Source organism: Burkholderia sp. MSMB1078WGS (assembly GCF_001528895.1).
Lineage (GTDB): Bacteria > Pseudomonadota > Gammaproteobacteria > Burkholderiales > Burkholderiaceae > Burkholderia.
Genome location: NZ_LPDI01000015.1, coordinates 78,238 through 90,014 on the forward strand (window position 1 = coordinate 78,238; position 11,777 = coordinate 90,014).

11 protein-coding genes are annotated in these 11,777 nt (G+C 70.3%); 3 read left to right on the top strand and 8 right to left on the bottom strand.

Annotated elements, in window-relative coordinates; translation table 11 throughout:
* Positions 1-47: 47 nt before the first annotated feature.
* The 4 genes from WT24_RS03325 to WT24_RS03340 form a co-directional block, all read right to left on the bottom strand.
* Positions 48-575 (bottom strand): hypothetical protein, encoded by a 528-nt coding sequence (locus tag WT24_RS03325; protein WP_060031236.1) that lies wholly within the window; start codon positions 573-575, stop codon positions 48-50.
* Complete coding sequence (locus WT24_RS03330; RefSeq protein ID WP_060031238.1) at positions 517-3,303, bottom strand: ABC transporter transmembrane domain-containing protein; 2,787 nt, start codon at positions 3,301-3,303, stop codon at positions 517-519. The genes WT24_RS03325 and WT24_RS03330 overlap by 59 nt, the downstream gene beginning before the upstream one ends.
* Positions 3,304-3,349: 46 nt before the next feature.
* Complete coding sequence (locus tag WT24_RS03335) at positions 3,350-4,225, bottom strand: BON domain-containing protein (protein WP_059794131.1); 876 nt, start codon at positions 4,223-4,225, stop codon at positions 3,350-3,352.
* 184 nt (positions 4,226-4,409) lie between these two features.
* Positions 4,410-4,772 (bottom strand): hypothetical protein, encoded by a 363-nt coding sequence (locus WT24_RS03340; RefSeq protein WP_059503034.1) that lies wholly within the window; start codon positions 4,770-4,772, stop codon positions 4,410-4,412.
* Between the two features lie 291 nt (positions 4,773-5,063).
* Between WT24_RS03340 and WT24_RS03345 the strand changes: the two genes are divergently transcribed.
* A complete protein-coding gene (locus WT24_RS03345) occupies positions 5,064-6,653 on the top strand; it encodes an ATP-binding protein (protein ID WP_060031241.1) in 1,590 nt (529 codons plus the stop codon).
* A 10-nt stretch (positions 6,654-6,663) separates the two neighbouring features.
* Here WT24_RS03345 and WT24_RS03350 read toward each other — a convergent pair whose 3' ends face one another.
* Positions 6,664-6,987: a four-helix bundle copper-binding protein gene (locus tag WT24_RS03350; RefSeq protein ID WP_034209281.1), complete on the bottom strand. Its 324-nt coding sequence runs from the start codon at positions 6,985-6,987 to the stop codon at positions 6,664-6,666.
* A 29-nt stretch (positions 6,988-7,016) separates the two neighbouring features.
* A complete protein-coding gene (locus WT24_RS03355) occupies positions 7,017-8,222 on the bottom strand; it encodes a zinc-dependent alcohol dehydrogenase (protein ID WP_060031244.1) in 1,206 nt (401 codons plus the stop codon).
* A 344-nt stretch (positions 8,223-8,566) separates the two neighbouring features.
* Here WT24_RS03355 and WT24_RS03360 point away from each other — a divergent pair, with 344 nt between their 5' ends.
* Complete coding sequence (locus WT24_RS03360) at positions 8,567-8,785, top strand: DUF6566 family protein (RefSeq protein ID WP_059502900.1); 219 nt, start codon at positions 8,567-8,569, stop codon at positions 8,783-8,785.
* A 102-nt stretch (positions 8,786-8,887) separates the two neighbouring features.
* Here WT24_RS03360 and WT24_RS03365 read toward each other — a convergent pair whose 3' ends face one another.
* Entirely contained in the window at positions 8,888-10,417 is a 1,530-nt protein-coding gene (locus WT24_RS03365) for an FAD-dependent oxidoreductase (protein WP_060031247.1), read from the bottom strand.
* A 131-nt stretch (positions 10,418-10,548) separates the two neighbouring features.
* Between WT24_RS03365 and WT24_RS35705 the strand changes: the two genes are divergently transcribed.
* Entirely contained in the window at positions 10,549-10,788 is a 240-nt protein-coding gene (locus WT24_RS35705) for a hypothetical protein (RefSeq protein ID WP_060031250.1), read from the top strand.
* Between the two features lie 23 nt (positions 10,789-10,811).
* Here WT24_RS35705 and WT24_RS03375 read toward each other — a convergent pair.
* The coding region (locus WT24_RS03375; protein WP_156441740.1) for a PLP-dependent aminotransferase family protein at positions 10,812-11,777 on the bottom strand (966 nt) is incomplete at its 5' end.

Genomic DNA, 11,777 nt, shown 5'->3' on the forward strand with positions numbered 1-11,777 from the left:
ACCGGCTGTAAAAACGGGTCCCGGGCGGCCGCGCCTGGGCGGCCCCCTCAGATCGCGAGCCCGTCGGGCGTCGCCTGCGCACGGTGCTTCGCGAGCGCGCGCAGGCAGTGCGCGATGCAACCTGCGAACGCCTCGTCGAACCACGGCTGCGCGCCCGACACGCCGACCACGATGCCGCCGAGCGCGACGCCGCCCCACAGGTTCGTGTCGCCCGCGCGCAGCCGGTACGGCTCGAGCGCCTGCACGACATGGCCGTCGCGGCCCGTTTCCCACGACAGCCGCGCCTTGGCGCGCGCATACGCGCGATAGTCGGCGTCCCAGTCCTTCGGGTCGGGCAGCGAAAACTCGTACAGGATCGCGTCCTCGAACGCCGCGTCGTGCGGCCCGAGCGCCGGGTCCATGATCACGATGTGCAGGCAGCCGCTGTCGCCGACGAAGTCGCTCTGCAGCGCGGCGGCCAGGCTCGGCAACAGCAGCTCGACGGCCGCCACCGCCGCCTGGCGGTCGGCGAACGCACTACCGCCGCGACGCGCGTTCGGGGCTTCGGGTGTCGTCGAATTCAGAAGGTTCGGCATGGATTTCTCCGGAGGAAAACGCGAGCGCACGCAACGCCGCGATCAGGTCGGCCGCTACCGCGGGCTTGGTCAGGTACGCATGGAAACCGGCTTCGACCGCGCGCGTGCGATCGCGATCGCGCGCATGGCCGGACAATGCCAGCGCCTCGAGCGGCGCGCGGCCGTCGCGATCGCGCGCGGCATCGAGCTGACGCACGCGCGACATCACCGTGTAGCCGTCCTCCTCGTCGTCGCCGAGATCGATGTCGCAAACGAGCAGCGCCGGCCAGTCGGCCCGGCGCGCGCGCCACAGGTCGTCCAGCAATGCCTGGCCCGACGCATACGCGCGCACGTCGGCGCCGGCCACCTCCAGCAGCGCGGTGAGCGCGTCGCGCGCCTCGTCGTGGTCGTCCACGCACGCGATGCGCAGGCCGTCGAGCGGCTTGGCCGTCGCGCCGGCGCCCGCGTTCGGCACGGCGCCGTCCGGCTGCATCGACGCCGGCGCCACCGCGCACATCGGCAGCGACAGGTGCAGTGTCACGCCGATATCGTCGCGTTCGCGCACGACGTAGCCGCCGGCCTCCTCGATCGCGTCCTGCAATCGTTCGAGATCGATCAGCGACAGTTCGGTGGCGTCGACGCCCGCGCACGCGATCGTGATCCGCGCTTCCGGATCGTGGCGCGCCGTGCGCACCTCGAGCTGCCCGCCGCTGCTCGCGTCGATCGCGCCGCGGCACAGTTCCCACACGAAGCGCCGCAGCGCGGCCGGATCGGCCTTGACGACGAGATCCTCGTCGGACACGTGGCGGAACACCGGCACGCCGCGCTGCGCGGCCGCCTCCGCCAGCGAATCGAGCACCTGCGACACCATCGGGTTGATCCGCACCGGCTGCCGCGCGAACTTCGCCTCCGTGCGTTCCAGTTCGCGCTGCTTCGCCTGCAGCGACCACATCTGCGCATACACGCCGCCGCTTTCGAGCAGCTCGTCGTGGGTGCCGTGCTCGACGAGCCGGCCGTGCTCCATCACGAGGATGCGATCGGCATCGACGATCGTCGACAGCCGGTGCGCGATGATGAGGCTCGTGCGATGCTGCGCGACGCGCATCAACTCCTGCTGGATCGCCCGCTCCGAGCGCGTGTCGAGCGCCGACGTCGCCTCGTCGAACACGACGATCGGCGGCGCCTTCAGCAACGCGCGCGCGATCGCGACACGTTGCCGCTCGCCGCCCGACAGCCGCACGCCCCGCTCGCCGACGCGCGTGTCGTACGCGTCGGGCAGCCGCTCGATGAACGCGTCGAGCTGCGCGCCGCGCGCGGCCGCGATCACTTCGCCGCGGGTCGCATCGCGCTTGCCGTATGCGATGTTGTACGCGAGCGTGTCGTTGAACAGGATGGTGTCCTGCGGGACGATGCCGAGCGCGTCGCGCAGGCTGCGCTCGGTGACGAGCCGCAAGTCCTGGCCGTCGATCCGGATCGTGCCCGCGTCGGGCTGATACAGCCGGAACAGCAGTCGCGCGAGCGTCGACTTGCCCGAGCCGCTGCCGCCGACCACGGCGATCGTCTGCCCGGCCTCGATGCGGAACGACACGTCGAACAGAATCTGCCGGCTCGGCTCGTAGCCGAAGTCGACATGCTCGAACTCGATCGCGCCGCCGCGCACGACGAGCGGCTGCGCACCGGGCGCATCGCCGTCCTCGCCGGGCTTGCCGCGCGCATCGAGCAGCCCGAACAGCCGCTCGATGTTCGTCATCGCATCGTTCGCCTCGCGAAACACGAAGCCGAGCGCGTTCAGCGGCAGGCTGATCTGGATGATGTATGCGTTGATCAGCACGAGATCGCCGATCGTCATCGCGCCGCGCGCGACCTGCTGCCCGGCGAGCAGCATCACGGCCGCGATCCCCGCGCCGATGCAGGCGCTCTGCCCGATATGCAGCGTCGACAGCGCGTACTGATTGTCGACGCCGGCTTCGCGCCACGCGTCGAGCACGCGATCGAGCCGGTCGCGCTCGACGTCCTCGCGGGCGAAGTACTTGACCGTATCGACGTTCAGCAGGCTGTCGACCACCCGCGAATTCGACTCGGCCTCGAGCGCGTTCACTCGCCGCTGGAAACGCATGCGGCGGCGCGTGAACACCACCGTATACACCGCGTAGACGGCGAACGTGACGAGAATGATCGCGGTAAAGCCGCCGCCGTACTTGCCGATCACGATCACGAGCACCGAGCCGATCTCGATGGCCGTCGGCACGATCGTGAACACGGCGACGCCGAGCAGATAACCGATGCCGGCGGTGCCTTTCTCGAGGTCGCGCACGACGGCGCCGGTCTCGCGCTGCGCATGAAAACGCGCGCCCAGCCGGTGCAGGTGACCGAACGTGCGCACGGTAAACGACGCGACCGTATGCTGCGTGACCTGCACGAAGGTCATGTCGCGTACTTCGTTCAGCGCGTTCGACGCGAAGCGCACGACCGCGTACGCGAACAGCAGCAGCACCGGCCACGCCAGCGGCTGGCCGGCCACGCGGCCGAAACCGTCGACGATGTCCTTGAGCAGCAGCGGCACCGAGACGGCCGCCGCTTTCGCGAGCACCAGCAGCGCGATCGCGGCGAGCACGCGCGCGCGGTAATGCCAGATCGCGCGCCAGAGTTCGGCCGCGATCCGCAGCCGCAAGCCGCGCGCGTCGCGGCGCTCGCGGGCTGCAGGGGCATCACGGTGCCTGATTGGCGTGTCGTCGATTCCGGTCGTCATGCACGCGTTGCCCGCGGTCGGGGTCTGGCCGTTTCACGCACGGGCGTCAATGGCGCGATTCGCGCTCGCGGCCGGGCACGACGGTGCCGGGCTCGGGGTCGCGCGCGGCAGGCTGGGTCGGCGTGACGGTCCGCTGATCGGGATGCAGCACCATGCCCGTATCGTGTTCGCCGTCGCGGCGCACGCGCACGCGATTCTCGACGTCGCGCACGCCCATGCAGCCATCGGCCAGATCCTCGATGTCGTGCCTCATCCAGCGTGCCGGCACCGTGCCGTCCAGTTCGACGCGCCCCTCCTTCACCTGCACGGTGACGTCGCTCACGTCGATCTCGAGCGCATGCGCGAGCCGCTCGCACACGTCCTCGCGAATGCGCTCGTCCGAGCGCGTATAGCCTTTCGGCCCGCGGCGATGGCGCAGCGCGTCGCGTTCGGCTTCGCTGCCGAACCGCGACAGGTCGGGGGCGCGACCGCCGTAGCGCGGGTCGCCACGGGGATCGCTGCGGGGATTACCGACGTCGCGCTCGCCGCCGTACCAGCCCATCCGGTGCTGGCCGCGGAATTCCGGGCGCTCGCCGCCGTACCGGCCTTCGCGGCCCTCCGCGCGGCGGGCCGGCCCGCCGTAGCCGCGCTCGGGGTCCCGCGCCGGCTGGCGCGCGCCGCCCGGCCAGTCCGGGTCGGTGCCGCCGCGCCGCTGGTCGGCCGGGCGCGCGGCGCGCTCGGTCCATTCGCTGCCCCAGTCTTCCGGGCCCACGTCCTCGCTCGCGAAGCGGCGGTAAGCCGATTCATCGTCTTCTTCCGGCCACAGTGCCGGGTCGTCCGGGATGCCGCGCTCGCCGGCGCCCCGGTACGCGCGTTCGTTGCGCTCCTGCCAGTCGGGCGGGCCGCCACGCTCGCCGTGCCGTCCGGGATATCGTCGTTGCATCGTGTCTCTCCTTGATCGCGCCTGCGCCGCGCGGCCCCATGCCGGATCGCGACGCGCGTCGGTCGGGTCAATGCAAATCGCGTGCCGGCGCCGTTGCCGGGCCGCGACGGTTGTGCGCCGCAGCGCCGGCAAGCCGCCAGGCGCCCCAATCTGCAACGCGATTGCAGTTTTTGCGTGTCGGGCGTCACGGCGCGCCGCCGGCCTCGCCCCCGTCGCCCGGTTCGTCCGTGCGACCGGGCTCGCTCAGCCGCTCGGTGCGGTCCGGCTCGATGTCGGCGCCTTCCTCGAGCGTCGAGTCGCCGTCCGCCGACGCGCGCTCGCCGGTACCCGCGCGGTCGGTATCGCTGTCGAGCGACGCGTCGCCGCGTTCGAGCGCGTGATCGTCGAGCGGCGAATCGACGTCGAACGGATGGCGCCGCGCGCCCGCCGTGTCGCTGCCGCTGTCGGAGGAATCGCTCGGGCCGAGCGCGCGCCCGTCGCGGCCGCGGCTGGCGTTGTCGTCGTCCGGGCCGGCCGGTTCGTTGTCGGGATTCAGCGTGCTGTTCATGTCGATCTCCTTGCCTGGCTTGCCTGCCGTGCCGCGGCCGGACGGCTGCGGCACGGCAGGGGGACCGAACGGTCGTGCAATCGGCATGCCGCGCCGGCCGCCGTCGGGCGCTCCGGCGCGAATCCGGCTCGCGGTGCGGTGGACGGCACGGCCGATGCGCACCCATTGATCGCCTGAATCGAGTTCCTTTATTCTTTCGGACGTGCCAATCCGGTTCGCGTAGCCGCCCCCGGCGTATCCGGCGGCGGGCGGACGGTATTCGGCCGCCCGCATTTTGGACCTGCCGCCCTGATGACGAACGACGACGCCGATCTTCACCCGCCTCTGCCGCCTGGCTCGCACGACGCGCGGGACCTGCTGCATCGCTTCGCCGAATTCCGGTTCCAGACCGTGGTGGAGTCGATCACCGACTACGCGGTGTTCATGCTCGACCCGCACGGCAACGTCGCGACCTGGAACGCCGGCGCGCAGCGCATCAAGGGCTACCGCGCCGCCGAGATCCTCGGCCGCCACTTCTCGCTGTTCTATCCGTCCGACGCGATCGCGGCCGGCCGGCCGGCGCACGGGCTCGCGCTGGCCGCCGCGCACGGCCACTTCGCGGACGAAGGGTGGCGCGTGCGCAAGGACGGCACGCAGTTCTGGGCGAGCGTGACGATCACGCCGGTGCACGACGCGACGCACCAGCTGTGCGGCTTCATCAAGATCACGCGCGACATGACCGAGCGCAAGCGGCTCGAGGCGCTCGAAGCGTCGACACACCGGCTCAGCGTATTCATCGCGATGCTCGCGCACGAGCTGCGCAATCATCTCGCGCCGCTGCGCAATTCGGTCGGCGTGCTGCAGAGCCTGCCCGATCCGGCACCCGCGCTCGCGCAGTGCCGCGACGCCGTGCACCGTCAGGTCGGGCAACTGACACGGCTCGTCGACGATCTGCTCGACGTCGGGCGCATCACGGCCGGCAAGGTCGAGCTCGACGATCGCCCCGTCACCGTGCGCGACATCGTGTGCCGCGGCGTCGAGAGCATCCAGCCGAAACTGGCCGCGCGCGGGCAGTGGATCCGTGTCGACCTGCCCGACGATTCCGTGGTGCTGCACGGCGACGACGCACGGCTCGTCCAGGTGCTGCACAACCTGCTCGACAACGCATCGAAATTCTCGCCGCACGGCGGCCGGATCGACGTCGGCGCGCGTATCGACGGATCGTCGGTGGCGATCGACGTCGTCGATCACGGCGTGGGCATCGCGCCCGGCGCGCTCGAAACGATCTTCGACCTGTTCCAGCAGGAAGGTGCGTCGGGCCACTCCCCGTCCGGCGGGTTCGGGCTCGGTCTCGCGATCTGCCGGTCCTTCGTCGAACTGCACGGCGGGCGGATCGTCGCGAAAAGCGACGGGCCCGGCCACGGCGCGACGTTCACGGTCTGGCTGCCGATCGTGCAAACGACGCGCAACGAGCACGCCGAGCCGCACGCGCCTGCCGCGCCCCTGCAGCCTGCCGCCGTGCCGCTGCGCATCGTCATCGTCGACGACAACCGCGACTCGGCCGACACGCTCGCGGTGCTGCTGCAACTGAAAGGCCATGCACCGCGCGTCGCGTACAACGCGGCCGACGCGCTGGCGCTCGCGCGCGACTATGCGCCGCAGTTGATGCTGCTCGACCTGACGATGCCGGACGTCGACGGCTTCGCGCTGCTGGAGGAACTGCGCACGATCGACGCGCTGCGCGACACGACCTGTGTCGCGCTGTCCGGCCATGCACGCGCGTCGGATCTCGCGCGCACGGAACTCGCGGGTTTCGACGATCATCTCGTGAAGCCCGTCGAGATGGCCGTGCTCGATGCGTTGCTCCAGCGCGTCGCGCGCGAAGTTCAGGACACGCCGTAAGCGCCCGTGCTCAGGCCATCGCGCGGCACATCGCCGCGCAGGCCTCGCACGCCAGCGCACAACGGCGGCAATGTTCGTGCGCATGCCGCGAACACTCGGCCGCACACAGGTCGCACGCGTGCGCGCACAGCCCGCAAATGCGCGGGGCGAACGCGCTGCGGCGCGCCATCGCGCCCGACGCGAAGCGGCACAGCTGCGCGCATTCGATGTCGAGCGCGATGCAGCCGGCCAGCGCATGCACGTCGCGCTCCGCGAGGCAGGCGGCCGCACAGGTGTCGCACGCGTGCGCGCAGGCGTCGCACGCGGCCATGCAGTTGTCGTATCGATCCGTCATTGCAGTGCTCCCGGTTGAGGTTCGTGTCGTCACGGCGTCAGCTTCACCTTCATCCAGCCCGGCTCGCGCACGTCGAACGCGCGGTACGCGTCGATCGCGTTCGTCAGCGGCTCGCAGCGCGTGAGCACCGACAGCGGATCGAACGCACCGCTGCGCACGAGCTCGACGAGCGGCGGCGTCACCGTCCGGTGATTGCAGTTGCCCATCTTGATCGTCAGGTTGCGGTTCATCGCCTCGCCGACCGGAAACACGCGGGCCGCCGGCGGATACACGCCGATCACCGCGACCGTGCCGGCCTTCGCGACCGCGCGCACCGCCCATTGCAGCACCTGCGACGGCCCGTCGCCCGGCACCCAGTTGCGACCGTCCGGCTTGCGGTGCGGCGCGATCGCGTCGACTTCCTCATCGAACGCGCGCGCAGCCTCGCGATCGGCCGCCGCCGGCCCGTGCGTCGCGCGCATCGCGTCGACGCCCACCGCGTCGATCACGCGATCGACGCCGATCCCGCCCGTCAGCCGCAGCACCGTATCGACCGGATCGTCCTCGGAAAAATCGACGATCTCGGCGCCCTGCGCGCACGCCATCTCGAGCCGCGACGCGATGCGGTCGATCGCGATCACGCGCCCGGCGCCCATCAGCTTCGCGCTCGCGATCGCGAACTGGCCGACCGGCCCCGCGCCGAACACGGCCACCGTATCGCCGGGTTTCACTTCCGCGAGCTGCGCGCCGAAATAGCCGGTCGGGAAAATGTCCGACATCAGGATCGCGCGATCGTCGTCGATCGCATCGGGCAGCCGGATCAGGCTCGCGTGCGCAAGCGGCGTGCGCGCGTATTCGGCCTGCAGCCCGTCGAACGGGCCCGTATCGGCCGGGCCGCCGAAGAACGCGGTGCCTGCCCGCGGCCCGCCCGGGTTCGCGGCGTCGCATTGCGCGGTGTAGCCCGCGCGGCAGTATGCGCAACTGCCGCACGCGATCGTCGACGGAATCAGCACGCGATCGCCGCGCCGCAGGTTGCGCACGTCGCGCCCGACCGCCTCGACGATGCCGACGCCTTCGTGGCCGAGAATCGTGCCCGGCTTCATGCCGCCGAGCGTGCCGCGCACCATGTGCAGATCGGTGCCGCAGATCGCGCTGGCTGTCAGGCGCACGACCGCGTCGGTCGCCTCGGAGACTTCCGGATCGGGCACCGTGTCGATGCGAATGTCGCCGATGCCGTGAAATACGACTGCTTTCATGTCTGGCCCTCCTTGTCGAAAGCGGAAACGGTGAATGTGACCGTCGAGCCGATCGAGCAAGGCATGCTCCTGTGCTGCGCACGTGCGGCGCGATGCACGGACAGGAAGCGCTTCGTTTTCGAGGAGGGGTTGTGCCGACGCGTTGGCCCGTCGCCGGGCCGCTGCCGTCATGCGCGTTCGAGATCGCTTCGACGAGCGTCGGTGCGGCGCCGATCGGCGGTGTCGTGTCGGTCGCGTCGCCGCCCAGCGGCGCGCGGCGCGTCGATATCGGAACAGGACAACACGTCGCGCGTTGCTGATACGATCGACGCACCGCATTCGCGCACGACGGAGGGCCCCGACCGATGCAAGCCACCGACATTTTCATGGATCACGAAATTCGCGTCGACGCGACGCGCAACGCGAACGGCGCGTGGGTCGCGCAGGTGCGGATCTTCCGCGACGGCGCGCCGGTCGATCTGCCCGCGCCCGAACTCGTCACGCCCGAATGGCTCACGTGCGACGAAGCGCTGCGCGGCGGCATCGACCAGGGGCGCGTGATGATCAGGACGCGCGACCGGTAACGACGCCCGGAACATCCGCGCGTCGCGATGCGCGGCGCGAACGCGGTTCTGAAACGTGCACGGACGTCGGGGCCCCTCTCGCCTCCATCGGCGGTTCGGCCGTCACGCGGCGGACATCTGCCGCTCGAGGGCGGCTTCGGCCTTCAGGCTGTCGAGATCGCGCCCGATCGTCACGACCGCGAGCCGCGTGTTGCCGCGCCAGTACCCGATCGTGCAATCGTGCGCGCCGAGGTTGCCGTCGATCTCGACGCGATCCCATTGCTCCGCATGGCCGACATAGCGGATCGTCAGGTCGTACTGCTGACTCCAGAAAAACGGCGCGGCGTCGAACGGCCGCCGCTGGCCGAGCATGTTGCGCGCCGCGACGCTGCCCTGCCGCTCGGCGACGACCCAGTGCTCGACGCGAATCCGCTCGCCCGTGAGCGGATCGGGCCAGCGCGCGATGTCGCCGGCCGCGTAGATGTCGGGCGCGCTCGTCCGAAGGAAGCGGTCGACCGTCACGCCGCGTTCGACGGCGAGCCCCGCGTCCTGCGCGAGCCCGACGTTCGGCTGCACGCCGATGCCGACCACCACGACGTCGGCCGGCAGCACGTCGCCGCTCGACAGCGTCACGCTGTCCGGCCCGATCCGCGCGGGCGTCGCGCCGAGATGGAACACCACGCCGTGCGCTTCGTGCAGCGCCTTGATCGTGTCGCCGAGCGCATCGCCGAGCACGCGGCCCATCGGATGCGCATCGGGCGCGACGACGTGCACGTCGAGCCCGCGCGTGCGCAACGCGGCGGCCGCTTCGAGCCCGATGAAGCTCGCGCCGACCACCACGCAACGGCGTGCCGTTTTCAGCTTGCCGATCAGCGCATCGCAATCGGCACGCGAGCGCAGCAGGCAGACGTGCGGCAGATCGGCGCCCGGCACGTTCAGCCGGTTCGGCTCGGCGCCGGTGGCGAGCAGCAGCGCACCGTATTCGACACGGCTGCCGTCGGCCAGCTCGACCGCCCGCTGCGCGGGATCGATGCGCACGACCCGCGTGTTGCAGCGCACGTCGATCCGCTGCTCGGCATAGAACGACGGCGCACGCAGCGGCAGCCAGTCGGCCTGAGCCGTGCCCGCGAGGTAATCCTTCGACAGGTTCGGCCGGTCGTACGGCGGATCGGCATCGGCGCTCAGCAGCGTGATCGAATGCGGATAGCCCTCCTGCCGCAGCGTCACGGCGGCCGCGATCGCAGCGGCGCCGCCGCCGACGATCACGACCGACGCTGGCAGCCCGGCTGTCTTCGGCGCAGACGGCACGGCGGCGGGCCTTGCATCGAATACGACGGCGCGGCCATCGCGCCGCTCGACGCGCCAGCACGTCAGCCCGTCGAGCGCCGGCGCGCGCTCCATCTCGCCGGTACGCAGGCAGAACGCCGCGTGATGCCACGGACAGCGAATCGTGTCGCCGATCAGCAGGCCCTGGGCCAGCGGGCCGCCGTAGTGCGGGCATTGCGCGCCCACCGCGAACAGTTCGTCAGCGCGGCGCACGAGCAGCACCGCCGCGTCGCCGACATGGCCCTCGATCATCGCGCCGTCGGCGAGATCGTCGAGGGCGATCCCTTGCGTGAGATCGGGTGAGGACGCAGCATCGCTTCCAGTCATGACGTGGCTCCCGGAAAGTCAGGTAACGATCCCATTATCGACGTCCGTCCTGAAAAGAACAGGTACAGACGCCCCGCAGCGCACGCAAACGCCGACTGCAGCGTGTACGCGATCCATGACCGGCGTAGCCCATGATCGACGTTGCGGCGCAACACGGCGGCCGCTCCGCGAGGGGCCGCCGCGCGACGCGCGCAAGCCGCGTGCCGCCTTCCTCCGTCAAAGGGGCGCGTTGTCCGCGCTGGCGCGATGCGGGCGGCACGCTGGAGATCCTGCAATGCCGGTTCGACGGCAAGCCGATCCGCAACGAATGCCTGATCGTCGACGACGGCACGCTTGCATGCACTGGCGCGCAGTCGTACCGGCTGACATGACGACGCGCCGCGCGATGGTGCGCTCAGCCGACGCAGACTGCGGCGAGCTTGCCAACGACGATGACCGCACGCTCGATATCCGGCGACCACGGGCTGCTGTAGTTCAGGCGGATGAAGTTCCGGTAGTTGTCGGTGATCGAGAACATGTAGCCCGGCCCGATCGTGATCCCCTGCTCCAGCGCGAGCTGATACAACCGCATCGCGTCGACCTGCGCGGGCAACTCGACCCACAGCACGTAACCGCCCGCCGGGCTCGACATGCGCGTGCCCTCCGGAAAGAACCGCGACACCATCGCGCGCATCAGGTTCGCTTGCTGCGCATACGCCTTGCGCAAGCGCCGCAGGTGATGCTCGTAGCCGTCGCGCTCGAGAAACTCCGCGATCGCGAGCTGCGGCAACGACGGCGTCGCGAGCGTATTCAGGAACTTCAGCTTCTCGACCTGTTCGCGATAGCGGCCCGGCAGCGCCCAGCCGATCCGGTACGCGGCCGTCAGGCTCTTCGAGAACGACGAACAATGCAGCACGATCCCGCTACGGTCGTACGACTTCAGCGAGCTCGGATGCGTGTCGCCGAAATACAGTTCGTTGTACACGCCGTTCTCGATGACCGGCATCCCGGCTTTCGTTGCAAACTCAACCAGTTCGCGCTTGCGCTCGTCCGGCATCTGGAAGCCCAGCGGGTTCTGGAAGTTCGGCATCACCATGCACGCGGCGATCGGCTGCGACTTCGCGATCGCGGCCAGCGCCGCGATGTCGATTCCGTATTCCGGATGCGTGGCGACCTCGATCGCCTTCATCCCCATCCGCTCGATCGCATGCAGCATCGCGTAGAACGTCGGCGATTCCACGGCGATCGTGTCGCCCGGCTTCGCCACCGCCTGCAGGCACAGGTTGATCGCCTCCGTCGCGCCAACCGTCACGATGATCTCGTTCGGATCCACCGACATCCCGTTTTCCAGGTAGCGGCGCGCGATCTGCCGGATCAGCCC